The sequence below is a fragment of the Paenisporosarcina sp. HGH0030 genome (genome assembly GCF_000411295.1).
In the GTDB taxonomy this organism is placed as follows: Bacteria; Bacillota; Bacilli; order Bacillales_A; family Planococcaceae; genus Paenisporosarcina.
In genome coordinates this window covers 249126-273795 of record NZ_KE150422.1, presented here as the reverse complement: position 1 = coordinate 273795, position 24670 = coordinate 249126, and the positions used below count along the sequence as shown (strand labels likewise).

Here is a 24670-nt window from a genome sequence, read left to right as displayed (position 1 = left end):
CATGCTGTTTTCATTTATGAGAGGTCATTATAGATTTTTTGCTTTAAATGTATCACCATCTTCAATTGTTCCCGCTTCATATCCTTTTTTGAACCAACGCATGCGTTGCTCAGAAGTACCATGTGTAAAACTTTCCGGTACGACGTATCCTTGCGTTTTCTTTTGAATATTATCATCACCTACTGCACTTGCAGCAGTAATCGCTTCTTCAATATCGCCTACTTCTAAGTAGCCTTGACCTTCTGCGTAATGGGCGAAAACGCCAGCATAATAGTCCGCTTGCAACTCCAGACGTATTAAATATAGATTGAACTCCTCTTCACTCATTTTATTGCGAAGTGCCATTACTTCCTTATTTGTACCTAAAAGTGTTTGCACGTGGTGACCAACTTCATGGGCAATAACATAAGCCATTGCAAAGTCACCAGGAGCTTGGAATTTTTTATTCAATTCTTCATAAAAGCTTAAATCAATATAAAGCTTATAATCACCTGGACAATAAAATGGTCCTACGGCTGAGCCAGCTGCTCCACAAGCGGATTGGACTTGACCGTTATACAATACCATGATCGGTTTCTGATATTCCGATCCTTTTTCTTTGAAAAGCTCGCTCCATACAGTTTCGGTGTCTGCCAGGACAACTGAAACGAAATCCGCCAGTTCTTTTTCCTGTTCGGTTTCTTCGTATTGACCTGCTTGGTTCGTATCAGTGCCTTGTATATTATTCAAAATATCACCGGGACCACCGCCACCGATTAGCGTCATAATAATGACAATGACTAGACCAATTCCACCACCGGCAATTCCTATTCCACCAGCACCCATCCCTCTGCGATCTTCTACATTTGCACTTTGTCTTCGACCTCTCCACTTCATAGCAATTCCTCCGTAAATCCAATTTAGCTTTAAATTCGTAGTAACTTATTGTCTTTATTCCCTAGAATTAAAAATAATAATCCTTGATATTAAACAAAAAGAAAAAGCATGCCCAATTGAGCATGCTAGAAATTATTATTTATTATGAGGCTATATTAAATGATTCTAGTGTTTATCGTTCAATGATTATTTACGTTCCAACAATGTGACGCTTTCGATTTGTGCTGTTTGCGGGAACATATCGATAGGTTGGATATAGACGATATTGTAAACCTTACGCAATTCGCTTAAATCTTTTGCTAAAGTGGATGGATTACATGACGTATAGACAAATCTTTTCGGTCGCACATTTAAAATAGTATGCAATAAACTGTCAGCTAAACCGGTCCGAGGTGGATCTACAGTTAGAACATCAGGGGAGAACCCTTCACGGCTCCATGTGGCAAGCCACTCTTCAGCAGTGCCAGTCTCGTAAGTAGCGTGAGTGAATCCATGTTTCTCTGCGTTTTTCTTTGCATCGTAAATACTATCCGCAATGATATCCATTCCTCGGACTTCTTTTGCTTGATCGGCTAACCATAAGCCAATTGTTCCAACACCACAGTAAGCATCGACAACGGTTTCTTTACCTGTTAATGCTGCAGCCGATTTAATTTCGTTATATAAACGAACGGTTTGAGCGGGATTCAATTGGAAAAATGCTCGTGCAGATAAATCAAATGAAAGTTCACCTAATTCTTCATGGAGTGTTTTCTTGCCATGAAGAACTATTGTTCGCTCGCCAAAAATTAAGGAAGTTTGCTTCGGATTGACATTTTGGACAATCGAGACAATGGCAGGATCTATGGTCGCCAATTTATCAATGAGTAGTTGACGTTTCGGCATTTCTGCAAGTGTAGTGACAAGTACTAACTGAATTTCACCTGTTTGAATGCCGGTACGGACCACAATTGTTCGTACTAGACCATTGCCGGTTTCACTATCATAAATCGGTATTTTAAGTTTCTCTAGAATTCTTTTTACTGCATTCGTCACAAGTGTTGTATGTGGATGTTGCACGATACACTCATCGATATCCAATAACTGATGTGTACCTTCCGCAAATAGACCAGCTTTTACTTTCTTGCCGTCTTTACGTACTTGGAATTGACTTTTGTTGCGATAATGCCATGGATTATCCATGCCGATTGTCTGGCGCACTTCGATATCATTTGCAATGTCTTTTACGTATCGTTCAAGTGATTGCACAATCAAATCACGTTTTTCTTTAAGCTGTTGTTCATAAGTCATATGCTGCAATTGACACCCACCGCAGGCTTCATAAACAGGGCAGGGTGCATCTTGCCGGTGAGGTGAGGCCTTACGGATCTTTAGAATGCTTGCTTCAGCAAAATTGCGCTTGACTACTTGTACTTGAGCGGTCACTTCTTCTCCTGGAAGAGCGCCTGTAACGAAGACGACATTGCGCTTATAATAGCCAATGCCTTCTCCATTAATGCCAAGGCGTTTGATTGTCAGCGGGAATTTTTGACCGACTTCGATTATGTTTTCTTGTGACAAATGTTTTCACGTCCTTTACTACTGGTTTCTACAGTATATAGGACAGACCAGTTAATGAAAAGACAACGGGAATTCGATTGCTTCATTTACCAATGCGTCTAACGATGAAAATGTGTAGCCTTTCGCTTTGGCATCACGAATAAAATCGGGTAAAGCGGCTGCATTATCCGGAGAAACCGTATGCATCAAAATTATGGCACCTGGATGAAGTTGGTTCATTAAATGGTTGTATGCATAAGCCTTTCCTTGTGGACGATCAGCATACCAATCAACGAAAGCGACAGACCAGAACATATGGCGATAGCCGAGCTCGTTACCATAGGCAAGTAATTTTTCACTGAAAACACCTTCAGGAGGCCGTGCAAAATATGTTCTCTTCACGCCCGTTTTTTCGGCAAGAATCTGATCGAATTTTTCCCATTCTTCTTTCATTCGTTCTTCCGATAAATTAGCCATATTTGGATGGCCATACGAATGATTTCCTATTTGATGGCCTTCCTTCACCATACGTTGGACCAGTTCCGTCGCACTTTCTACATAATGACCTGTCAGAAAAAAAGTGGCAGGTGCTTTTTCTTTTTTCAATGTGTCTAAAATAGATGCAGTGTAGCCATTTTCATAGCCATTGTCGAACGTAAGGTATAGGATTTTTTCATCGGGAGACCCTTTGTAATAGGCTCCATATTTTTTCAAGAGTTCATCAAATGCACTCCCGGCTTGAGCTTGTTCTTCCTGTTTTGATTTTTTGAATCCCCAATTAAGAGATTCGGCATCTACTTGAAATGGATTCAATAAAATGCCCAGAGTTAATATTGCACATGAGGCAATGACGCCTACGGTATGTTTCCACCACATAAAAACGCAACCTTTCTTTTTAAGATAGGTTGCGTTTTCTCTGAAATGTTATGCATAAATATTTTTAAGTGCCTGTTGCAAATCTGGATAAGTGAATTTAAAACCATGGGTTAACAATTTATCGGGAATAACTCTTTGTCCTTCCAAAACAAGTTGACTCTTGTCACCCAGTACAAGTTTCAATGCAAGTGAAGGTACGGGCATCCAATGAGGTCGCTGTAAAACTTTGCCCAAAATTCCCCCAAAATCATTCATTTGTTTCGGATCTGGCGCTGTTACGTTAAAAGGACCTGAAAAATCTTCATTTTCAATTGCATAAAGAATGGCTTTGGCGACGTCAGCTACATGGACCCATGATACCCATTGAAGGCCAGTTCCGACTTTTCCTCCGACACCCATTTTATAAGGTAAAGCCATAAGGGGAAGAGCACCCTGATCTTTTCCAAGGATTATGCCAAAACGTCCGCAAGCCACACGTGTCCCAAATTGCTCCGCTTCCGTCGCTTTACTCTCCCAGTCCTCAACTGTTTTTGCCAGGAAATCCGATCCACGATAAGACGAATGTTCGGTATATGTTGCATGTTCAGAAGGGGGATAAATCCCGATTGCGCTTGCATTAATCAAAACGGAAGGCTTTTTCGTCACTTCTTTAAAAATGCGCAGAACTTCATTTGTTGCATTCATTCTGCTTTCATAAATTTTTTGTTTTTGTTCCGAAGTCCAGCGACCTTCATTAATTGATGCACCGGCTAGATTAATCCAAGCATCCATGCATTCAACGTGTTCTTCAGGTTTAGCACCATCTGTAAGCCATTTGACCATATGTACCGAGCCGTCGGATTGTTTATCCGAACGCGTTAAAATAAACACTTCATGTCCTTTGTAGGTTAGTTGCTTCGTTATCTCCTGTCCGACAAATCCACTTCCTCCAGTAATCGCTATTTTCATTTAATATAATCCTCCTTTATAAAGCTGTTAGATGTATAATACCCTTTCTTCTATAAGTGTACGCAAATGAATGTGCCTCTAATAATGTGTATACTTGTTACATGAGGTGATAGTTGTGACAGTCATTACGAAAATCATGCGTCAAAAAAATAATCCTGAACGTTATAATATTTATATAGAGGAAAAATACGCATTTGCGGTAGATGAATCGCTTCTTATAAAGTACCAATTATCGAAAGGCAAAGTGCTGGAGGATTGGGAAAGAGATGAAATCGTCTATGACGACGAAGTGCGAAAAGCATTTAACAAAGCACTTCAATTCTTGAGTTTCCGTATGCGGAGTGAACACGAAGTTAAGAAGAAACTGCTTGATGCTGAATACGGAGAAGCCGTTGTTTTGGAAGCCATTCAAAAATTGTATCAATTGGATTTTTTGAACGACGAATCCTTTTCTAAAGCATTGCTTGAAACGCAAAAGAAAACAGGTAAAAAAGGTCCTCGTGCCATCCAACAGGAACTCAAGAAAAAAGGAATCGATAAATCGTTGCAAGAAGAAGTGCTTGAAACGTATACGGAAGAAGACCAAACTGAAATTGCAAAAGGTCTGGCTGCCAAAATAGCCAACCAGCATTCATCCAAAACGCCAATGCAAGTAAAGCAAAAAATTCAGGACACCTTGTTGCGTAAGGGATACTCTTATGCCATTATTAGCAAAGCTATTGAAGATATTGAATTTGAAACAGAACCAGAAGAATGGGAAGAAATGATTGCAGATCAAGGAGATAAAATCTGGCGGAAATTCTCTTCGAAATATACCGGGTTTGATCGTAAACGCAGAGTGAAGCAAGCCTTGTATGTAAAAGGTTTCCCTGCAGAACAAATCGAAATGTTTATTGGAAAAAAGGAGCTCGAAGAAGATGGAAATTGAAAAAAAATATAGTCAGATGTCCGAACAGGAATTACGCCAAGCAATTGCCAAATTACTGGAACAAGCACGTAAAGCGAGTCAGCTTGGTCATGTAAACGAATATGCTGTTCTGGAACGTAAAGCAATTATGGCACAAGCTTATTTAGTAGATCCTGCATCGATTGTACCTGGAGAAATGTATCGGATTGAAGGAGATCCAGGAGTCTTTTTCCAAGTGGATTACTTAAAAGGGCGTTTTGCTTGGGGTTACAGACTTGGTGGGGAAAAATTTACTGAAGCATTGCCGATATCCATGCTAAAACCACTGAAGGAGGGAAAATAATATGCAACAGCAAATCGAACAATTAGTTCAAGAACTTGCAGCAAAGAATGAGTCATTATCTGTCGCCAAAGCACGTGTGTGGATTGAATTATTATGGTCAGATTTTGAATCATCTTACGCAAAAGCGGGCTATGATTATAAAGGTACCGAAGTTACTGAGAAAGTAATTCGTCAATGGATTGAAAGCTATGGAGAACGGATTCATGAATTTGCAGGTAACAATCCGAAATATGCTCATTTGCTACAAGTGGACAACGATTCACAACAATAAGAAAAAATTTGTTAACCGTTATGGTTATCGAATAAGAAAAGTACACGACATCGAGTGTCGTGTACTTTTTAGTTTGAAAGGAAATCCAATTTTTTATGAAGTTTTTCTTCACTGAAAATCCAGCCTGTATAAGAATTAACGATTTCCAGGTCTTCATTTAAATGAGCAACAGCTACGAAGGGGTAATAATCATTGCTGCGATAACGCAAATCAATGAGACGAACTTCATGAATGTGATCATGATCTGTAATTTCCCAACGGTATATAGGAGAGAATGAGATGAAAGCTTGCAAGTTCTTGTCTTTCAAAGCAGCTTTCACAAGGGGAGAATCTGGTATCGTTTTACGGTCAAAGCGATCGTAAATATTGATTGAACGTCCATAAGCTCTACCTACATAGTGATGCGTTTTAGAGATTGCTGCAATACGCCATTGGAAAAAACGAATCGTTGGTGCGATGATGATTTCTTCCGCCGTAGGAATCGTATTTTTGACTGCATGTCTGACTGCATGCTGGACTGCAAACCTAAGAAGGTAATAGACAAAAACAATTGCGTATAGCAACAGCATTGTATATACCGGATTTGCACCGAATGCCCAGAACAACAAGGCAACTACATGCAAACCAAAAATGATGGGATCAAATGTATTGATTACTCCAAGAGCCACCCATTTATTTGAAAATGGACGCAGTGCTTGCGTTCCGTATGAATTGAATATGTCCACAAAAACATGGAGAAATACGGCCAGAAATGTCCATAACCATAAATGCAAAAGGTCTGCACTTGGCATAATTAAATGAAGGACGCCGGAAATCGCCAAAGGCCATAGCAAGACAGCCGGAATGGAATGGGTAATGCCACGATGATGGCGAATATATACCGCATTATTTCTTAATTTTAGGACCGTATCAAGGTCAGGAGCCTGAGAACCGATAATGGTTCCTGCAATGACGGCTGTGGCGGTCATGGAATGGTTAGCAACCACTGGGTCAATCATGGCTAGTCCACCTAAAGCGATTCCCATAACAACATGAGTACCTGTATCCAACTGTATCAACTCCTTTTGTATGGAGACTGCCCGAATAATTTTGTTCATCATAAGATATTTTTGTTAAAATAACAAACGGTTAGACTTCCAAGATTGATTGCATTCTACAAACTGGTATACCCGTAATGTAGAACATGTAATCAACAGAATGTAGGTGTAAAGTATGAATGAATTCAACAAAATTGAATTTCGTAAATCGTTAATTGAATGGTATTTAGAAGAAAAAAGAAATCTACCTTGGAGAGAGACATCAGACCCTTACAAAATATGGGTTTCGGAAATCATGCTCCAACAAACAAGAGTGGATACAGTCATACCTTATTACAATCGTTTTATAGAAGCTTTTCCTACAATGGAAGAATTGGCGAATGCTGAAGAAGAAAAAATTCTGAAACAATGGGAAGGTTTAGGCTACTACTCCCGTGTACGGAACTTACAAGCAGGTGTAAAGGAAGTAGTTGAAACTTATAATAGTGTAGTGCCTTCAACAAGAAATGAAATTTCGACACTAAAAGGTGTAGGTCCTTACACGGCTGGTGCCATATTGAGCATTGCTTATGGACGACCTGAACATGCGGTTGACGGGAACGTCATGCGAGTATTATCACGGGTTCTTCTAATAAAAGAAGATATCGCAAAGCCGAAAACGAGAAAAATTTTTGAACAAGCCGTTTCTGAAATCATCGACCCGCAAGATCCGTCATCCTTCAATCAGGGATTGATGGAACTGGGCGCAGTGATTTGTACGCCAACATCGCCAAAATGTTTATTGTGTCCAGTTAGAGAAAATTGTGCTGCTTTTTATGCAGGTGAACAAAATGACTTGCCAATAAAAACGAAAAACAAAAAAACGAAAGCACAACATTATGATGTTTATATTGCCCAAAATGAACAAAAACAATTTCTCATGGAAAAAAGACTTGAAACAGGTTTGTTGGCGAACATGTGGCAGTTCCCCATGATTGAGCGCGCAAACAAAGATGAAGGGACGATTCCACTGTTCCAAGATCGTTATGGCACACATTTTACAAAAGAAATGGATTTAGGTTCTTTTAAACATGTCTTTTCTCATTTAACATGGGAGATGAATAATTTCGTTGGACATGGAGTCGAAGTAAGTCTGACTGAAAGTTGTAAGTGGTTATCATTAGAAGAAATTAAAGAAGTACCGATGCCTGTCCCAATGTTGAAAATTTGGCAGGCTTATATGGAGAGGGGAAAACAATAATGACAACAAACAAAGTGGCGTTAGTTACCGGAAGCAGCAGAGGACTCGGAAAGGCAATTGCGATTGAACTTGCAAAAAATGGCTATGATATCGTTGTAAACTATGCACGCAGCAAAACAGCTGCTCTCGAAACAGTGAAAGAAATTGAAGCGCTTGGTCAAAAAGCCCTTCTTGTACGCGCAAACGTAGGAGATGTAGAAAAATTAAAAGCGATGTTTGAAACAATTCGTGAAGAGTTTGGCCGTCTGGATGTATTCGTAAGCAATGCAGCTTCTGGAGTTCTGCGACCAGTAATGGAATTGGAAGAATCCCACTGGGACTGGACCATGAATATTAATGCGAAAGCCATGCTATTTGGGGCACAGGAAGCGGCAAAATTAATGGACCGAGGCGGAAAAATCGTTGGAATCAGCTCACTAGGCTCGATTCGTTATTTAGAAAATTACACAACTGTAGGCGTATCAAAAGCGGCGATTGAATCCATTACGCGTTACTTAGCTGTCGAACTTGCGGCAAAAGGGATTGCAGTAAATACAGTTTCCGGTGGAGCGCTTGATACAGATGCATTAAAGCACTTCCCGAATCGCGAAGAACTATTGGATGACGCAAGAAAAAATACACCTGCTGGACGTATGGTTGAAATCGAAGATATGGTCAAAACAGCCATGTTCTTGATTTCAGATAGCTCGGATATGATTCGCGGTCAAACCATCATTGTGGATGGCGGACGCTCCATCGTAATGTAAAAAAAAATTTGTAAGCATAAGTTTTCTCAACCTGCACACATTAATGAGTATGGAGGTGAAAATTCATGCCAAACAAAAACAACAACCAACCAACCAACGCTGCAGAAGTACGTAGACAAAATCAACAATCAACGATGGGGACTCCAGCTAACTTCACTACAGAGTTCGGTTCTGAAACTGATGTTAACGAAGTAATCCAACGCAATCAACAATCTGCTCAGAAGAAAAACAATGCTTCTGGTCCACAAGCAAACCGCAACAATAATTCAACTAAATAATGAATATTCACCACTAATCAGCGAGGGCTTATGCCTTCGCTGATTTTTTTGCTACAGTTTTTGTAAATTGGTTGGTATAATGAGTACACTGCAAGATTTATATATATTGTGCTTTGACGAAAAGGTGGGCTTATCCATGTCAATACCAGCAGAAGGAGAAACGATTCAGATCCACAGCTACAAGCATAACGGCAAAATCCACCGCGTCTGGCAGGAAACAATGGTTCTGAAAGGGACAAGAAATATTGTCATTGGCGCGAACGAACGCACGCTCGTTACCGAGTCAGACGGTCGCACTTGGTTAACACGGGAACCATCGATTTGTTATTTCCATGCTGAACACTGGTTTAATATCATTTGTATGTTGCGCGAAGATGGTGTGTACTATTACTGCAATATTAGTTCACCATTTATTTACGATAACCAATCTTTAAAATACATTGATTACGACTTAGATGTTAAAGTCTTCCCAGATATGACATTTACAATTTTGGACGAAGATGAATTTGAAGATCATAAAAAGCAAATGAATTATCCTGAGGTTATTGATACGATCTTACATCGTAATGTGGAAAAACTAATTAGTTGGATTAAACAACGAAAAGGACCATTTGCACCAGATTTTATCGAGGTGTGGACAAGCCGTTACCTATTTCACAAGCAACTTCGAATACGTGAGTAAATGATGCCTGTTGAATCCCAACAGGTTTTTCATTTGGAAAGGAAAGTGAACGGATGAGCAGTACAAAAAGATACATGAAGTTTGTTAAACCATATACTTGGCAAATTGTCCTCACGGTTGCCATTGGGATTGTCAAATTTGCCATCCCGTTATTTATTCCACTATTAATTAAAATTGTAATTGACGATATCATCAGTGTAGATACATTGACAGATGCGGAAAAGACGAGGCAGTTATTTTATTGGCTGGGCGGAACTGCACTCGTATTCTTCATTGTAAGACCTCCGATTGAGTATTACCGACAATACTATGCACAACTTGTCAGTAACAAAATTTTGTATGATATAAGACAAGAATTATACGCACACTTGCAACGCCTGAGTTTGCGGTTTTATTCAAACACACGGGTTGGAGAAGTCATCTCCCGTGTAATCAACGACGTTGAACAAACCAAAAACTTTGTCATGATTGGCTTAATGAATTTATGGCTGGATTTAGCCACGATTTTGATTGCTGTTGCGATCATGCTGACAATGGATGTTCCATTAACTCTTGTTACATTACTGGCTTTCCCATTCTATGCGTTCAGTGTGAAATACTTCTTCGGACGATTACGTGACCTAACTCGAAAACGGTCTCAAGCGCTTGCGGGTGTCCAAAGTTATTTACATGAACGTGTCCAAGGTATGAGCATCATTAAAAGTTTTGCTTTGGAAAAACATGAACAGCAAATTTTTGATAAAGCAAATGGCGAGTTTCTCGACAAGGCTGTTGATCATACGAAATGGAATGCGAAAGCTTTTGCAGTAGTGAATACCATTACGGATGTTGCGCCACTTTTGGTTATTGCCTACGCTGGATATCAAGTTATCAATGGAAATTTATCTGTCGGGACAATGGTTGCGTTTATCGCGTATATCGAACGCCTTTATAATCCTTTAAGACGATTGGTCAATTCATCAACTACATTGACGCAAGCGTTCGCTTCAATGGACCGGGTATTCGAACTAATGGATGAAAAATATGATATTGAAGATGGTCCAAATGCGCAGGATATGCCGACTATAAAAGGGAAACTGCAGTTTGATCACGTTTCTTTCAAATACGAGGAAGAAAATAATCTCGTGTTAAATAATATGAATTTCACGGTAGAGCCAGGTCAAACAGCTGCTTTTGTAGGAATGAGCGGAGGTGGGAAGTCGACCATCATCAGTATGATTCCCCGATTTTATGATGCAACAAGCGGTTCGGTCAAAATAGATGACCAGGATATTAAAGATGTAAAAATTCATTCATTACGCGAACAGATTGGAATAGTATTGCAAGATAACATACTGTTCAGTGACTCTGTGAAAGCAAATATACTTATGGGACGTCCAGGTGCTACGGAAAACGAAGTAATTGAAGCGGCAAAAGCTGCAAACGCTCATGACTTTATCGTTTCGCTACCCGAAGGTTACGAGACGAAAGTCGGGGAACGTGGAGTCAAGTTGTCAGGAGGACAAAAACAACGTGTTGCCATTGCGCGCGTATTCCTGAAAAATCCTCCGATTTTAGTTTTGGACGAAGCAACTTCTGCGTTGGACTTGGAAAGCGAGTCCTTGATACAGGACTCTTTGGAGCGCTTGGCACATGACCGGACCACGATTATTGTCGCCCATCGCCTTTCGACGATTACTCATGCAGATCAAATCTTTGTTATTGATCATGGCGAACTAAAGGAACAAGGAACGCATGATGAATTAATGAATTCGAAGGGAATATATTACAACTTATTTCAAGTTCAACAACTGGATATAGACTAAAAAGGTTCTCCTGAAAAGGGGAACCTTTTTTTGTTAAACAATAGAAGTATGACTTATATAATAAATATTGCAATTATAATTATTATTTGTATAATAAAGAACATATCGAATTTTCTGAAATAATGATACTAATAAAACTATTTATTTCGTATGCTAGGAAAAGGAGGGCCATCATCATGAGTGAACGAAAAGCGATTCTTCAAGTAAGAAGTCTTCAAACATCCTTTTTCACAGATGACGGAGTAATTCCCGCAGTAGACAATATTGATTTTTCCGTACATGAAGGAGAAGTACTCGGTATCGTAGGGGAATCTGGTTGTGGGAAAAGTGTTACTTCTTTATCCATTATGGGTTTAGTACCAAGTCCTCCAGGTAAAATTACTGGTGGTGAAATTCTTTTCGGCGATAAGGACTTAACTAAATTAAGCGATAAAGAAATGCGTAAAGTCCGCGGCAACGACGTGGCAATGATTTTCCAAGAGCCTATGACATCTTTGAATCCATTGTTCACAATAGGGAATCAATTGATGGAAGCCATTCTTATCCATAAAAAAGGATGGTCAAAAAAACAAGCAAATACACGTGCAATTGAAATGCTTACCCTTGTAGGTCTTCCGCGTGCTAATGAATTGATGAAAGAATATCCGCATCAATTATCAGGTGGGATGAGACAGCGGGTCATGATAGCGATGGCTCTTGTATGCGATCCGAAAGTGTTAATTGCAGATGAACCGACAACTGCACTTGATGTAACTATTCAAGCGCAGATTCTGGCATTGATGAAAGACTTGAATGAACGATTGAATACAGCTGTTTTGTTAATCACACATGATCTTGGGGTTGTGGCAGAGACTTGTGAAAGAGTTGTGGTCATGTATGCGGGCCAAATTGTTGAAGAAGGTCCGGTTCAAACGATTTTTAAAGACCCTCAACATCCATATACAAAAGGATTGTTGCAATCCGTTCCGGACATGCGTTATAAAAAACAACGTTTATATTCGATACCCGGTAATGTACCAAAACCCGGTACCATAAATACTGGATGTCGCTTTGCTGCACGATGCGAGTTTGCATTTGAAAAGTGCCTGACACACAATCCAGAATTGTATCAAACTGCATCGGTACATAAGACAAGATGCTTCTTGTACGAAGATCAGGAGGTATCCACTCATGACAGAACCCTTGTTGAAAGTTGAAGGACTTAAAAAGTATTTTCCCATACGTAAAGGATTACTCAGTCGTGTGTCTGGGCATGTAAAAGCGGTTGATGATGTATCGTTTTACGTAAATAAAGGCGAAACTCTTGGAATTGTGGGCGAGTCTGGCTGTGGGAAATCTACTACAGGTCGCATGCTTATGAGATTACTAGAACCGTCAGAGGGAAAAGTTGTTTTCGATGGTAAAGAACTGACGAATATATCCGATGATGATATGCGAAAGGCACGCCGGGAAATTCAAATGGTTTTCCAGGATCCATATGCTTCCTTAAATCCTAGACATACCATTGAGAAGATTTTGGAGGAGCCTCTGATTGTGCACGGAATCGGTGACGCCAAAACCCGCAAAAAGAAAGTCCACGATTTTCTGGAGATTGTTGGGTTAAGCAGTTACCATGCAAAACGCTATCCTCATCAATTCAGTGGTGGACAACGTCAGCGTATCGGCATTGCCCGTGCGCTCATGACGAACCCTAAACTGATCATTGCAGATGAGCCCGTTTCAGCTCTTGACGTGTCCATTCAAGCACAAGTGTTGAACTTGATGCAGGATTTACAAAAAGAATTAAACCTGACTTATATATTTATCGCGCATGATCTAGGGGTTGTTCGTCATATAAGTGATCGAGTAGGGGTTATGTATCTAGGCAAAATGGTCGAGCTTGCTAAAAGTGAATTGCTTTATGACAAGCCACTTCACCCTTATACACAGGCTTTGTTGTCTGCTGTACCGGTTCCGGATCCGAATTTTGTGCGGGAACAAATGCTTATAAAAGGAGATATTCCTAGTCCGTCAAATCCTCCGTCGGGATGTACTTTCCACACGCGCTGTCCTTTTAAAATGGATGTGTGTACAAAAATCGTACCGAAGTTAGAAGAAGTTGAACCAGGTCATTCTGTTGCCTGCCACCTATACGGTGAACATGCGCAACAATGATAAATAAACAAACAATATGGAGGGGTCAATTTGGGTAAGAAGAAACTGTGGTCACTTGCTTTATTAACAATGCTAGTCCTCTCAACGATTTTAGCGGGCTGTCAAACTGATTCATCAGATGGAAACAGCGGAGACGACGAAAAAGAACCGAAAATTTTAGTATTTGGTCGTGGTGGAGATTCTGTATCTCTAGATCCGGCAACTGTAACTGATGGAGAATCATTTAAAGTAACGCAAAACGTTTTTGAAACACTTGTGAACTTCGGTAAACAAGATACAGAAATCAACCCAGGCCTTGCAAAAGAATGGAAGCCTTCAGAGGATGGCTTAACTTATACATTCCAATTGGAAGAAGGCATTAAGTTCCATGATGGTACTGACTTCAATGCAGAAGCTGTTGTAGCTAACTTCGAGCGTTGGGCAAATGGTTCTGGTGAAGACTTCTATTACTATTCATCAATGTTCGGTGGCTACAAAGGTGATGAAGGACATGTTATCGATTCTGTTACTGCAGATGGAGATTACACAGTCGTGTTCAAATTAAAACGTCCACAAGCACCATTCCTTAAAAACTTAGCAATGAGCCCGTTCGGTATTGCGAGCCCGAAAGCTTTTGAAGAACAAGGAGCAAAATTCGGCGATAATCCAGTAGGTACTGGACCATTCAAATTTGTCGAGTGGAAACGTAATGATTCAATCACAATTGAAAAGAACGAAGATTATTGGGTTAAGGGTCTTCCTAAACTTGATAAAGTAGTTTTCAAAGCAATTCCAGATAACTCAGCTCGTTTGAACGCTTTAAACACAGGTGAAATTGATTTGGCTGATGGTGTAAATCCTGCTGATGGCAAATCTGTTGAAAGCAACTCAGAATTGCAATTATTCGAACGTCCATCAATGAACGTTGGTTACTTAGGTTTAACTAGTACACGTCCTCCATTTGATAAAGTGGAAGTACGTCAAGCAATTAACCATGCAATTGACAAACAAGCGATCGTAGATGCATTCTTTGAAGGTCGCGCTGAAGTAGCGAAAAACCCAATGCCTCCAGTAATCAGCGGCTATAATGACGATATTGCTGGATATGATTTCGATCCAGAAAAAGCAAAAGCATTACTTGCAGAAGCTGGTCTTGCAGAAGGCTTTGAAATGGAACTATGGGCAATGCCTGTACCACGTCCATATATGCCAGATGGCCAAAAAGTGGCAGAAGTTATTCAATCAAACTTAGCTGATGTTGGCATCAAAGCGAAAATCGTTACATTCGAGTGGGCAACTTACTTGGAAAAAGCTCGTAACGGAGAAGCAGATGCATTCATGTTAGGTTGGACTGGTGATAATGGTGATGCGGATAACTTCCTATACGTATTACTTGATAAAGACAATATCGGAAGCAATAACTATTCATACTATAGCAACGACGAATTACACGACATCCTAATTGAAGCACAATCAGAAGTTGATGAAGACAAGCGAAATGAACTTTACGGTCAAGCTCAAGAAATCATTTTCGAAGACGCTCCGTGGGTACCGCTTGCTCACTCTACTCCACTTCTTGCAGGTAAAGCGAATCTGGTAGACTTCTTACCACATCCGACTGGTTCTGATAAGTTAGCAGAAGTAGACTTCAAGTAACAAACTGACTGATGGGGAGAAGTCTACGTGATTTCTCCCCATTTTATTTACGAAAACAAATGAAATGAAATCGTGGAAACGGGCTGCAGTCATATTGGTCCACTAAGAATTTTGATTTACATATCGCATCAGATGGAGAGGTGAAGACAATGCTTCACTATATCGGGAGAAGACTATTGCAATTAATCCCAGTTTTGCTGGGCATGACGTTTGTCGTTTTTATGATTATTCGTGCCATTCCTGGGGACCCAGCACAAGTTATTTTGGGTCAACAAGCGACGAAAGAAGCGATTGAGGCATTACGAGCAAAGCTCGGATTAGACAATCCGTGGTATGTCCAATATTTTGATTATCTAGGTGGATTGTTAAAGGGTGATCTTGGAGAATCTCTACGGACAACTACACCAGTTTCTGAAGAAATTTGGCCGTATCTAGCTGCTACATTTGAATTATCTCTATTTGCGGTTCTTATAGCAGTCATTGTCGGTGTCAATGCAGGTATCATTTCTGCCTGGTTCCAAAACTCATGGTTTGACTATACAGCCATGATATTAGCGCTAGTTGGCGTGTCCATGCCGATTTTCTGGCTTGGTTTGATGATGCAATATATTTTTGGAATCGAGCTTGGCATTCTTCCAACTACAGGACGTGAAGACGTCAGGAATCCCATAGATTCAATAACCAATCTTTATGTGTTGGATACTATTCTTCAAGGACGCTTTGATCAATTAGGCATTGTATTGAAACATCTGGTCTTACCAGGGCTAGCCCTTGCGACAATTCCGATGGCAATCATTGCCCGTATGACTCGTTCCAGCATGCTTGATGTAATGAGATCGGATTATGTACGTACTGCACGTGCGAAAGGTCAAAAAATGTTCTGGGTTGTGTACAAGCATGCATTGAAAAATGCAATCATCCCAGTTCTGACAATTATCGGTCTGCAAATGGGATTACTGCTTGGCGGTGCCATATTAACAGAATCCATCTTCGCGTGGCCGGGAGTTGGCCGTTACATTTATGAAGCAATCAATTTCCGCGACTACCCAGTAATCCAATCAGGTATTCTTGTCGTGGCATTTATCTTCGTTATGATTAATTTGTTAATTGATATTCTTTACAGTTTGATTGATCCACGAATTAAATACGATTAAGAAGGAGGAATCTCATAATGGTCGGATTCGCGCCTAAACCATCAGATGTAGTAGCACAACAAGATAAAGTAGCGGGCCCTTGGCATGAAGCTTGGCGAAGCTTTAAGAAAAGTAAAGTCGCCGTAGTCGGAGCTGGGATTGTTCTCTTCTTTATCATCGTGGCATTCATAGGACCTTGGATAGCACCACAAGGCATAAATGAGCAAGATTTACCCAATCGATTGCAGGCACCATCTGTTGCTCATTGGTTCGGAACAGATGACATGGGCCGAGATATATTGTCTCGCATTATCCATGGTGCACGTATTTCATTATGGGTTGGATTCTTCTCAGTAATCGGTTCGGTGGTTGCAGGAAGTATTTTAGGAATTGTAGCAGGTTATTATGGTAAGTGGGTGGATGCGGTTATTTCCCGCATTTTCGATATCATGCTCGCATTTCCAAGTATCTTACTGGCAATCGCTGTCGTATCGGTATTGGGACCTTCCTTGCAAAATGCATTAATTGCCATTGCCATCATTAACATTCCGAACTTCGGTCGATTGATTCGATCAAAAGTTTTGAGTATTAAGGAAGAAGAGTATATCACTTCAGCAAAAGCAATCGGTATGCAGGATATCCGAATATTATTCTCGCATATTTTACCGAACTCAATGGCACCAGTTATCGTGCAAGGCACACTTGCCATAGCAACCGCCATTATTGAAGCGGCAGCACTTGGTTTCCTTGGTCTTGGTGCAGAAGCTCCGGCTCCGGAGTGGGGCAAAATGCTGGCAGATTCCAAAATGTATTTAATTAATGCTCCTTGGACCATGATTTTCCCAGGTATCGCCATTATGCTGACGGTATTGGGATTCAATTTAATGGGAGATGGATTGCGTGATGCACTGGATCCACGCATGAAGAACTAGTTAGTTACTGAAGAAGTCATTCCTTTTTAGGGAATGGCTTCTTTTTATGGGATGTAGGGCGTCTGTTGGCTGAGCTTCCGGTTAGTTGGACAAATAAGCATTTTAGTCGGGGGAGGGAAAAAATGAAAATCGTCTGCACGAAAAAGCAGCCATCTCACTGAAGAGATGACTGCCCTATCAATTAAAATCCATCTTCAAGCTCGACTTTTATTTCTTCACCGTGATAATTCTGGTGGGAAATGATAAGCGTATCTAAGTGTTCCAGTTGTTCTTCATAATCCAAAATTGCAGAAAGTACATGCAGTAAATGATATGAAGAAAAAGACTCTTCTTCTTTGGAGAGTGCGATTTCTCTCGCGAATATTTCCATTACTTCATGACGTTGAAGCGTAGCATCACTGCCGTTCCAAAACGAATGTTCCGGTTTTAACTTTCCTGTATATTTCAGATGTAGCTGTTCATGATATGTCAACAAAAAGTCCAGTCTTTCTTGAATCATCAAACGAAATTGATCTGGGAGATTGGCCAATTCATTTTCATGTAAATGAAGACGTTTCAGAACATCCCAGCTTTTATTAGCGGTTGAAATCATTTGACGATATACCACAAGTTTTCGGGCTTTCGCACGTTTTTCATTTCGGAAGTAGCTACGCTCTTCTTTATAGAATAAATAAAACTGATCGACTTTTATTAATCGTTCTCGCAACTTTTCAAGCGTATGTTTTGTGGCATTATGTTCAGAAGCTTGACGTTCCGCTAATCGCGTCCAGCGAATCAACTCATCGGTAGTCGAATGAATCGATTGAAATAACTTGGTTTCATACTTCGGTGGCATGAATACTAAGTTAACTACAAATGCGGCAAGCACACCGACCACAATAGTTGTAAAACGAATTAGAGCAAATGTTATAAAGTCATCGTTCTGTACTTCCATAATCGCAATAATTGTCACAAGCGCAAGTGAAATGGACTTCTCTAATTTTAATTTCAACATGATAGCAATCGTGATAACAGCGGCTAAACCCACGGCTACATAATTGTGGCCAAATAAAAGAGCAAAAATAACTGCAATTCCTGCACCAATAATATTACCTTGAATCTGTTCAATAATTGTTAAATAGGAGCGGTAAATGGAAGGTTGAAGGGCAAATATTGCCGCGATTCCTGCAAAAACAGGAGACGGTAAATGCAATAAATCAGCCATGTAGAGCGCAAAAACGATTGCGACACCTGTTTTAACGATTCGTGCACCAAGTTTCATATATGCTTTATTTCCTTTCCGACTTCTTAAAAAAGGCTTAATAAAATGCCTTTCTGAAACTCTTTATTGTCTAGCTTGTTAGACCAGACTGCACCTCCATTTCATTCCTTCCATCGAGAAAAGGTTTCCATCGAGTTGTTGCAACACAAGAGTCTGTCTAAATTGGCCTGGATTGCTTTCTGAGTGACAGGCTTTTTGCTACTTTACAGCAGGGCAGCTTTTGGGTCAACCATACTTAGGCAAGTTTTGAAAATGCATAATCCACAGCGATTAACGATTGTTTAACATCTTCTTCAGTGTGAGCAGTCGTCAGGAACCAAGCCTCATACTTCGAAGGAGCCAAGTTGATACCCTGTTCCAGCATTAGTTTAAAGAATCGTCCAAAAATCTCGCCATCAGTCGCTTCGGCTTGTTCATAATTTTCTACTTTCACATCCGTGAAGTAAATTGTCAATGCACCCATTAAACGATTGATTGTGATTGTCACGTCATGTTTAGCGGCTGCTTTCAAAATACCTTCTTCCAACAGTGCACCTAAACGATCCATTTCTTCATATATACCCGGTTGCTTCAGTACTTCTAAACATGCAATTCCAGATAATATAGACGCTGGATTTCCTGCCATAGTTCCCGCTTGGTAAGCTGGTCCTAGTGGTGCGACTTGTTCCATAATTTCTTTTCGTCCGCCGTATGCGCCGATTGGCAAGCCACCCCCGATGATTTTCCCAAGAGCAGTCAAATCAGGTGTCAAACCAAGTAAATCTTGTGCACCACCGTAGTGGAAGCGGAATGCTGTAATTACTTCATCATAAACAATAAGTGCACCTTTTTGTTTGGCAATATCATGCACAAGAGGTAAAAAGCCTTCTTTCGGTTCGACAATCCCAAAATTACCGACGATAGGTTCAACTAAAATACAAGCAATTTCGTCGCCCCATTTTTCCATCGCTTCTTTATAAGCTTCTGGATTATTAAAAGGAATGGTGATTACTTCTTTTGCGATAGATTTAGGGACACCAGCAGAGTCAGGAGTACCCAGTGTCGCAGGGCCAGAACCGGCAGCTACAAGAACCAAATCCGAATGACCATGGTAACATCCAGCAAATTTCATGATTTTGGTACGTCCTGTATAAGCACGTGATACTCGAATCGTCGTCATGACCGCTTCTGTTCCCGAATTCACAAAACGGACTTTATCCATCCCAGGCATAGCTTCTTTCAGCATTTTTGCGAATTTCACTTCATGAGGAGTAGGTGTACCATACAATAATCCATTTTCAGCTGCCTTAGTAATGGCCTGCGTAATATGTGGATGGGCATGCCCAGTAATGATGGGACCATAAGCTGCAAGATAGTCAATGTATTTGTTGCCATCTACATCCCAAAAGTATGCTCCTTGTGCTCTTTCCATGACAGTTGGTGAACCGCCACCGACTGCTTTGTATGAACGTGAAGGGCTGTTAACGCCTCCAACGATATGTTGTAAAGCTTCTTCATGTAATGCTTCTGACTTAGTTCTATTCATATTTATATCCTCCGTTCCTTTTCTAACATCCTTAATAATAGACAAAAAGGAAGGAGAACGCCAAGAAAATTGAAACTCCTGCCATTCTTAGGTACGATTAAACAAATAGTAAAGTGGAGGGAATGTTCATGACAACACTTGAAGGCATGCAAGCACCAGATTTCACATTACGAAACGAAAAAGGGGAAGAAGTTTCACTGCGAAATTACGCTGGGAATAAATATGTGCTGCTTTATTTTTATCCGAAAGATTCTACTCCAGGGTGCACAACTGAAGCGTGTGATTTCAGAGATATGCACGAATCTTTCCGTGACCTGAATGCCGTTATTTTAGGAGTCAGCCCAGACGGGGAACGAGCGCACACAAAGTTCATTGAAAAACACGGATTACCATTTTCATTATTGATTGATGAAGACCATGCAGTTGCAGAGTCGTATGGAGTTTGGGTTCTTAAAAAAATGTTTGGTAAAGAATATATGGGAATCGAACGTTCCACATTCCTAATCGATCCGACGGGAACTGTCGTAAAAGAATGGCGTAAAGTAAAAGTGAAGGGACACGTGGAAGATGCTCTCGTAACTTTGCGTGAATTAGTGACAGCTAAATGATCAATGTACTTTTTACTTTTCCGGTTAAGGAATATTTGATAGAAGAATTACTGACTGAGTTTCCGAAAGTTGAGTTCATTTTTTCTTCTATTAAAGATGAAAATGCACTTAAACGAGCTGAAATCATTGTGACCTATGGCGAAGATATTTCAAAAGAAACACTTGATCAAGCACTTTCGTTGAAATGGCTCATGGTTGCTTCTGCGGGATTAGAAAAAATGCCGCTTCGTGATATTGCGAAGCGAAACATTTTAGTTACCAATGTCAAAGGTATTCACAAAACACCAATGTCTGAATCCGTCCTAGCACATTTACTTGCCCTTAAACGTGCTTTACCGTGGATGTATAAACAACAGGAAAACAGTGAATGGAGTAAGCGCTCAGGGTCTATGGAGCTTTTTGGAAGTACGGCTCTGATAATTGGCCCTGGTGCTATCGGCAGTGAAATCGGTCGGTTGTTGCAAGCGTTTGGCGTAACAACAATTGGTTGCAATCGCTCTGGGCGAAAAGCACCCAACATGAATGCAATGATTACTTTTGATCAATTAAATGAAGAACTACCCAAAGTTGATATCATCATTTCTGTCTTACCAAGTACATCGGAAACAAGGGGTCTTATTACATATAATCATTTCGTATTAATGAAGGAAGATGCAATTTTTATGAATTTTGGTCGTGGTGATCTGGTAAAAGAGGAACAACTCATACAAGCAATGAAGGAACGTCAAATTGCTTATGCTGTTCTTGATGTTTTTGAGAGTGAACCACTTGATGACAGTCATCCGCTTTGGAAAATGGAAGGGGTTATTGTTTCACCTCATGTTTCCAGCCATTCTTCAGAATATGTACCACGAGCTCTAAAGATTTTCCGGCATAACCTACATGAATGGATGGAAACGGGATCGAATTTTCAAAATGTCATAGACTTAGAAAAGGGGTATTAACGTGAAAATTTATACTAAAACAGGCGACAAAGGGACAACTTCACTTATTTATGGATCGCGAGTTGCAAAGAATGATGCTTTGGTAGAAGCTTATGGTACATGCGACGAAGCGAATTCCATGATAGGAGTTGCCCTCAGTTTTATCCAAAATGAGTTTTTTGAAGAAAAAGAGACTGTTTTGCAAGCTTTCCATCAAATCCAAACTACCCTTTTTCATGTGGGAGCGGAACTGGCCACACCTGCTGGAAAAGAAGTGAAATGGAAACTGGAAGATAGTGAAATCACAAAACTTGAAAATTTAATCGATGAATGGGATGCGCAGTTGCCGTCATTACAAAACTTCATTTTGCCTAGCGGTCATCCTGCCGGGGCGACCCTGCATGTAGCTCGCACCATAGTTCGACGCGCTGAGCGTTCTGCGGTCAGTATTGGCGATAGCGTATCTCTACTTGTTTTAGCTTACTTAAACCGTTTATCTGATTTCTTATTTGTTGCTGCACGCTTCGTTAACTTGCGCCTAGGTCAGAAAGAAAAAGGATTACACGCTGAGTAGGCCTTGATGTAATGGGTTTTTGTTGACTTTTTCGTTACTTCTTTCTTATACTAATTGTAACGATTATAAAATAATAATCTTTATGAAGTGAGGTGCATGGCGATGACTGAAATGCATTTACGTGACGCATTGGATAATTTGAAATCAACAGGAGTCCGAATTACACCACAGCGTCATGCGATTTTAGAATTTCTCATCCAATCCATGATTCATCCAACAGCAGATGATATATATAGAGCGCTTGAAGGGAAATTCCCAAACATGAGCGTAGCGACGGTATATAATAATCTTCGTGTTTTTAGAGAAGCCGGATTAGTAAAAGAATTAACCTATGGCGATTCATCGAGTCGGTTTGATTTCGTTACCAATGATCACTATCACATTATTTGTGATAATTGTGGCAAAATTGTTGATTTCCATTATCCAGGTTTAGATGAGGTAGAACAATTAGCTTCTCACGTCACTGGATTCAAAGTAAATTCGCATCGTATGGAGATTTACGGAACATGTCCGACCTGTGAAACATCAGCTATAAAAGTTCAATAGTAAACAAAAAGAGCATTTCGGTGCTCTTTTTTTTGTACAAAAAAAGGGCTAACATTCTATAATGAATGTTAGCCCACTTGGTTATTATCTTTTTCGGTTTAAAGATTCATCAAATTCCTGACCTTCTAAAGTAGGATCTAATGTAAGTGGTTCTTTACAATACATACACATATCAACACGACCTAAAACTTTGGTATACTTTCCGCAGTTAGGGCAGACAACTTGAACTGCTTTCGTGGAAAGCATTCCAATCCATGCGTATACACCTGTGCTGCCTATAATGGCTAGCAGACCTAAAAACATAAACAGAGTCATGACGATTTGATTTTCTCGGAAGAAGATGCCGATATACATGATGACAAAACCGATGAAAATCAATGATAATGCAAACGAACGAATTCGATTTATTTTATTTTTATAAGGTTTCATATTGTGTTCCTCCTTAATCATGTTTACTATACCATAATTGGTAGTGTAAATCGTTTGAAGGAATCTCACAACCTTTGTCGAAAAAAGAACATATACCATTTTGATTAATTTATGAGGGGGACTTCCGTTGGAACAAATTCTGCGTCCTATTTATCAGGAAAGAGCGAGCCAACCAAATACGCTCGGCGTCATTTTAGTCGAGAAGAGAGAAAAAGTTAGTCAAATAACGGATACATTCGATACTATTCTTTTAATATTAGCTAAAGATGCAACACAGCCTGTGTTTACGAAACATTATACATTTAACGATAAAAAAGCAGCGATGCACATTGTTACTGAGAAACAGTTACGGAAATGGTTACTTCTTGGAACTAATAGAAAAATCGTGGACTGGATTTTTTATGGACGTGTCATGTTCGACCGTAATGAATTTGTTCATGAATTGAAAACTGAGTTAAAAGATTTTCCCTTTTATGGACGTAAAATTAAAATGGGAATTGAATTTGCAAAACTTTTGCGTCGTTATTTAGAAGGAAAAGTGTTCTTTGAACAAAAAAACTACATGGATGCATACAATCATATTGTGGATTCCTTGCACCATCTTGCACGACTGGCTGTTTTTGAAAACGGCATGCATCCTGAAGTAACTGTTTGGTCGCAGGTCAAAATAATTGAACCCTCCATCTATAAACTATATGAAGAATTGCTATCAAGCGAAGAACCAATCGATAAAAGATTGGAGCTATTGTTCTTAGCAAGTGAGTTTATGATCCATTCAAGAACCAAAGACGGGTCACGTCATATATTAGAAGTCATGAGCCAAAAAGATCATTGGACGATTCAAGAATTGCACGAACAAGAAGAGCTCAGAAACTATTCGGTCGACTTGGAAGTCTTTATTGAATTTCTTGTAGAGAAGGGCTACATCCACGTAGAACGAATAGAGACGAAGAGTGATAAAATCTTTCACCGCTACTATAAAGTTGAACAAATTGATGAGGAAGCACCACAGTAAATAAGGCGCTTGAAAAAGCGTCTTATTTTTTTCTTGACGTTTGAATAAAAGCCTGTATATAATAGTAAACGTCGCTGAGCAACACAGCATGAAAAAATAGATTTAAAAAGTGCTTGACTCTCTTACTTTAAAGTGCTAAATTAGAGAAGTCGCCAAAACGAGTGACACAATGAACCTTGAAAACTGAACAGCAAAACGTCAACAATAAAGCGGAACACACTTCGGTGTGGGAAGCAAAACTTGAACTTAATTGTTCATTTTAAAACGTCATTAATTTGACGCCAGCAACAAAGTCGAGCTAATCGACTCACCTATTATGGAGAGTTTGATCCTGGCTCAGGACGAACGCTGGCGGCGTGCCTAATACATGCAAGTCGAGCGGAATGA

26 protein-coding genes are annotated in these 24670 nt (G+C 40.0%); 18 read left to right on the top strand and 8 right to left on the bottom strand.

Annotation, left to right across the window (positions count from 1 at the left end; translation table 11 throughout):
* Window positions 1–27: 27 nt before the first annotated feature.
* From HMPREF1210_RS13480 to HMPREF1210_RS13465, 4 genes are all read right to left on the bottom strand, one after another.
* On the bottom strand, window positions 28–876 hold the full coding sequence (locus HMPREF1210_RS13480) for a neutral zinc metallopeptidase (protein ID WP_016429243.1): 849 nt from the start codon (window positions 874–876) through the stop codon (window positions 28–30).
* Between the two features lie 186 nt (window positions 877–1062).
* Window positions 1063–2436 carry a 23S rRNA (uracil(1939)-C(5))-methyltransferase RlmD gene (gene rlmD / locus HMPREF1210_RS13475; protein WP_016429242.1) on the bottom strand — a complete coding sequence of 458 codons (1374 nt, stop codon included), beginning with the start codon at window positions 2434–2436 and terminating at the stop codon, window positions 1063–1065.
* Between the two features lie 51 nt (window positions 2437–2487).
* Window positions 2488–3291 carry a delta-lactam-biosynthetic de-N-acetylase gene (gene pdaA, locus HMPREF1210_RS13470; protein WP_016429241.1) on the bottom strand — a complete coding sequence of 268 codons (804 nt, stop codon included), beginning with the start codon at window positions 3289–3291 and terminating at the stop codon, window positions 2488–2490.
* 48 nt (window positions 3292–3339) lie between these two features.
* The gene (locus HMPREF1210_RS13465) at window positions 3340–4239 is read right to left on the bottom strand and encodes a TIGR01777 family oxidoreductase (protein ID WP_016429240.1); all 900 of its coding nucleotides are present in this window, start codon (window positions 4237–4239) and stop codon (window positions 3340–3342) included.
* 115 nt (window positions 4240–4354) lie between these two features.
* Here HMPREF1210_RS13465 and recX point away from each other — a divergent pair, with 115 nt between their 5' ends.
* The 3 genes from recX to HMPREF1210_RS13450 are packed head-to-tail and all read left to right on the top strand — an operon-like array spanning window position 4355 to window position 5760.
* Window positions 4355–5167, top strand: coding sequence for a recombination regulator RecX (gene recX / locus HMPREF1210_RS13460; RefSeq protein ID WP_016429239.1), 813 nt, complete (start codon window positions 4355–4357; stop codon window positions 5165–5167).
* Window positions 5157–5489, top strand: coding sequence for a YfhH family protein (locus HMPREF1210_RS13455; RefSeq protein ID WP_016429238.1), 333 nt, complete (start codon window positions 5157–5159; stop codon window positions 5487–5489). Before recX ends, HMPREF1210_RS13455 begins: the two co-directional genes overlap by 11 nt.
* 1 nt (window position 5490) lies before the next feature.
* Window positions 5491–5760, top strand: coding sequence for a YfhJ family protein (locus tag HMPREF1210_RS13450; protein ID WP_016429237.1), 270 nt, complete (start codon window positions 5491–5493; stop codon window positions 5758–5760).
* A gap of 68 nt (window positions 5761–5828) precedes the next feature.
* On the opposite strand, the gene HMPREF1210_RS13445 is transcribed toward HMPREF1210_RS13450, so the two are convergent.
* Window positions 5829–6809 carry a metal-dependent hydrolase gene (locus HMPREF1210_RS13445; RefSeq protein ID WP_016429236.1) on the bottom strand — a complete coding sequence of 327 codons (981 nt, stop codon included), beginning with the start codon at window positions 6807–6809 and terminating at the stop codon, window positions 5829–5831.
* Window positions 6810–6972: 163 nt separating this feature from the next.
* On the opposite strand from HMPREF1210_RS13445, the gene mutY reads away from it, so the two are divergent.
* The 10 genes from mutY (at window position 6973) to HMPREF1210_RS13395 (ending at window position 17402) form a co-directional block, all read left to right on the top strand.
* Window positions 6973–8037, top strand: coding sequence for an A/G-specific adenine glycosylase (mutY, locus tag HMPREF1210_RS13440; RefSeq protein ID WP_016429235.1), 1065 nt, complete (start codon window positions 6973–6975; stop codon window positions 8035–8037).
* Window positions 8037–8783 (top strand): enoyl-[acyl-carrier-protein] reductase FabL, encoded by a 747-nt coding sequence (fabL, locus tag HMPREF1210_RS13435; RefSeq protein ID WP_016429234.1) that lies wholly within the window; start codon window positions 8037–8039, stop codon window positions 8781–8783. Before mutY ends, fabL begins: the two co-directional genes overlap by 1 nt.
* Window positions 8784–8848: 65 nt before the next feature.
* Window positions 8849–9061, top strand: coding sequence for a gamma-type small acid-soluble spore protein (locus HMPREF1210_RS13430; RefSeq protein ID WP_016429233.1), 213 nt, complete (start codon window positions 8849–8851; stop codon window positions 9059–9061).
* Between the two features lie 136 nt (window positions 9062–9197).
* The gene (locus tag HMPREF1210_RS13425) at window positions 9198–9743 is read left to right on the top strand and encodes a DUF402 domain-containing protein (RefSeq protein ID WP_016429232.1); all 546 of its coding nucleotides are present in this window, start codon (window positions 9198–9200) and stop codon (window positions 9741–9743) included.
* Window positions 9744–9796: 53 nt separating this feature from the next.
* Window positions 9797–11548, top strand: a complete 1752-nt coding sequence (locus tag HMPREF1210_RS13420) for an ABC transporter ATP-binding protein (RefSeq protein ID WP_016429231.1) — start codon at window positions 9797–9799, stop codon at window positions 11546–11548.
* A gap of 176 nt (window positions 11549–11724) precedes the next feature.
* Window positions 11725–12744 (top strand): ABC transporter ATP-binding protein, encoded by a 1020-nt coding sequence (locus HMPREF1210_RS13415; RefSeq protein WP_016429230.1) that lies wholly within the window; start codon window positions 11725–11727, stop codon window positions 12742–12744.
* Entirely contained in the window at window positions 12719–13702 is a 984-nt protein-coding gene (locus HMPREF1210_RS13410) for an ABC transporter ATP-binding protein (RefSeq protein WP_016429229.1), read from the top strand. Before HMPREF1210_RS13415 ends, HMPREF1210_RS13410 begins: the two co-directional genes overlap by 26 nt.
* A 30-nt stretch (window positions 13703–13732) precedes the next feature.
* Complete coding sequence (locus tag HMPREF1210_RS13405) at window positions 13733–15337, top strand: ABC transporter substrate-binding protein (protein ID WP_016429228.1); 1605 nt, start codon at window positions 13733–13735, stop codon at window positions 15335–15337.
* A gap of 149 nt (window positions 15338–15486) precedes the next feature.
* Window positions 15487–16491: an ABC transporter permease gene (locus tag HMPREF1210_RS13400; RefSeq protein WP_016429227.1), complete on the top strand. Its 1005-nt coding sequence runs from the start codon at window positions 15487–15489 to the stop codon at window positions 16489–16491.
* 17 nt (window positions 16492–16508) lie between these two features.
* Entirely contained in the window at window positions 16509–17402 is an 894-nt protein-coding gene (locus HMPREF1210_RS13395) for an ABC transporter permease (RefSeq protein ID WP_016429226.1), read from the top strand.
* 181 nt (window positions 17403–17583) lie between these two features.
* Here HMPREF1210_RS13395 and HMPREF1210_RS13390 read toward each other — a convergent pair whose 3' ends face one another.
* Together HMPREF1210_RS13390 and HMPREF1210_RS13385 are read right to left on the bottom strand one after the other, a co-directional pair.
* Window positions 17584–18663 carry an aromatic acid exporter family protein gene (locus HMPREF1210_RS13390; protein ID WP_016429225.1) on the bottom strand — a complete coding sequence of 360 codons (1080 nt, stop codon included), beginning with the start codon at window positions 18661–18663 and terminating at the stop codon, window positions 17584–17586.
* A gap of 235 nt (window positions 18664–18898) precedes the next feature.
* Window positions 18899–20188, bottom strand: coding sequence for a glutamate-1-semialdehyde 2,1-aminomutase (locus HMPREF1210_RS13385; RefSeq protein WP_016429224.1), 1290 nt, complete (start codon window positions 20186–20188; stop codon window positions 18899–18901).
* Window positions 20189–20316: 128 nt separating this feature from the next.
* On the opposite strand from HMPREF1210_RS13385, the gene bcp reads away from it, so the two are divergent.
* The 4 genes from bcp (at window position 20317) to perR (ending at window position 22839) form a co-directional block, all read left to right on the top strand.
* A complete protein-coding gene (gene bcp, locus HMPREF1210_RS13380; protein WP_016429223.1) occupies window positions 20317–20796 on the top strand; it encodes a thioredoxin-dependent thiol peroxidase in 480 nt (159 codons plus the stop codon).
* Entirely contained in the window at window positions 20793–21740 is a 948-nt protein-coding gene (locus tag HMPREF1210_RS13375) for a D-2-hydroxyacid dehydrogenase (RefSeq protein WP_016429222.1), read from the top strand. Before bcp ends, HMPREF1210_RS13375 begins: the two co-directional genes overlap by 4 nt.
* Window position 21741: 1 nt before the next feature.
* A complete protein-coding gene (locus HMPREF1210_RS13370; protein ID WP_016429221.1) occupies window positions 21742–22293 on the top strand; it encodes a cob(I)yrinic acid a,c-diamide adenosyltransferase in 552 nt (183 codons plus the stop codon).
* Window positions 22294–22395: 102 nt separating this feature from the next.
* Complete coding sequence (perR, locus tag HMPREF1210_RS13365; RefSeq protein ID WP_016429220.1) at window positions 22396–22839, top strand: peroxide-responsive transcriptional repressor PerR; 444 nt, start codon at window positions 22396–22398, stop codon at window positions 22837–22839.
* Between the two features lie 84 nt (window positions 22840–22923).
* Here perR and HMPREF1210_RS13360 read toward each other — a convergent pair whose 3' ends face one another.
* Window positions 22924–23268 carry a YgzB family protein gene (locus tag HMPREF1210_RS13360; RefSeq protein ID WP_016429219.1) on the bottom strand — a complete coding sequence of 115 codons (345 nt, stop codon included), beginning with the start codon at window positions 23266–23268 and terminating at the stop codon, window positions 22924–22926.
* Window positions 23269–23395: 127 nt separating this feature from the next.
* Between HMPREF1210_RS13360 and HMPREF1210_RS13355 the strand changes: the two genes are divergently transcribed.
* On the top strand, window positions 23396–24283 hold the full coding sequence (locus HMPREF1210_RS13355) for a nucleotidyltransferase-like protein (RefSeq protein ID WP_016429218.1): 888 nt from the start codon (window positions 23396–23398) through the stop codon (window positions 24281–24283).
* Window positions 24284–24670 lie beyond the last annotated feature (387 nt).

What these genes read in the sequence shown, in the direction of transcription:
- HMPREF1210_RS13480 (WP_016429243.1), bottom strand. Translation starts at nt 876, where the DNA reads ATGAAGTGGAGAGGTCGAAGACAAAGTGCAAATGTAGAAGATCGCAGA.
- pdaA (WP_016429241.1), bottom strand. Translation starts at nt 3,291, where the DNA reads ATGTGGTGGAAACATACCGTAGGCGTCATTGCCTCATGTGCAATATTA.
- HMPREF1210_RS13465 (WP_016429240.1), bottom strand. Translation starts at nt 4,239, where the DNA reads ATGAAAATAGCGATTACTGGAGGAAGTGGATTTGTCGGACAGGAGATA.
- HMPREF1210_RS13455 (WP_016429238.1), top strand. Translation starts at nt 5,157, where the DNA reads ATGGAAATTGAAAAAAAATATAGTCAGATGTCCGAACAGGAATTACGC.
- HMPREF1210_RS13450 (WP_016429237.1), top strand. Translation starts at nt 5,491, where the DNA reads ATGCAACAGCAAATCGAACAATTAGTTCAAGAACTTGCAGCAAAGAAT.
- mutY (WP_016429235.1), top strand. Translation starts at nt 6,973, where the DNA reads ATGAATGAATTCAACAAAATTGAATTTCGTAAATCGTTAATTGAATGG.
- fabL (WP_016429234.1), top strand. Translation starts at nt 8,037, where the DNA reads ATGACAACAAACAAAGTGGCGTTAGTTACCGGAAGCAGCAGAGGACTC.
- HMPREF1210_RS13430 (WP_016429233.1), top strand. Translation starts at nt 8,849, where the DNA reads ATGCCAAACAAAAACAACAACCAACCAACCAACGCTGCAGAAGTACGT.
- HMPREF1210_RS13425 (WP_016429232.1), top strand. Translation starts at nt 9,198, where the DNA reads ATGTCAATACCAGCAGAAGGAGAAACGATTCAGATCCACAGCTACAAG.
- HMPREF1210_RS13420 (WP_016429231.1), top strand. Translation starts at nt 9,797, where the DNA reads ATGAGCAGTACAAAAAGATACATGAAGTTTGTTAAACCATATACTTGG.
- HMPREF1210_RS13415 (WP_016429230.1), top strand. Translation starts at nt 11,725, where the DNA reads ATGAGTGAACGAAAAGCGATTCTTCAAGTAAGAAGTCTTCAAACATCC.
- HMPREF1210_RS13410 (WP_016429229.1), top strand. Translation starts at nt 12,719, where the DNA reads ATGACAGAACCCTTGTTGAAAGTTGAAGGACTTAAAAAGTATTTTCCC.
- HMPREF1210_RS13400 (WP_016429227.1), top strand. Translation starts at nt 15,487, where the DNA reads ATGCTTCACTATATCGGGAGAAGACTATTGCAATTAATCCCAGTTTTG.
- HMPREF1210_RS13395 (WP_016429226.1), top strand. Translation starts at nt 16,509, where the DNA reads ATGGTCGGATTCGCGCCTAAACCATCAGATGTAGTAGCACAACAAGAT.
- HMPREF1210_RS13390 (WP_016429225.1), bottom strand. Translation starts at nt 18,663, where the DNA reads ATGAAACTTGGTGCACGAATCGTTAAAACAGGTGTCGCAATCGTTTTT.
- HMPREF1210_RS13385 (WP_016429224.1), bottom strand. Translation starts at nt 20,188, where the DNA reads ATGAATAGAACTAAGTCAGAAGCATTACATGAAGAAGCTTTACAACAT.
- bcp (WP_016429223.1), top strand. Translation starts at nt 20,317, where the DNA reads ATGACAACACTTGAAGGCATGCAAGCACCAGATTTCACATTACGAAAC.
- HMPREF1210_RS13375 (WP_016429222.1), top strand. Translation starts at nt 20,793, where the DNA reads ATGATCAATGTACTTTTTACTTTTCCGGTTAAGGAATATTTGATAGAA.
- perR (WP_016429220.1), top strand. Translation starts at nt 22,396, where the DNA reads ATGACTGAAATGCATTTACGTGACGCATTGGATAATTTGAAATCAACA.
- HMPREF1210_RS13360 (WP_016429219.1), bottom strand. Translation starts at nt 23,268, where the DNA reads ATGAAACCTTATAAAAATAAAATAAATCGAATTCGTTCGTTTGCATTA.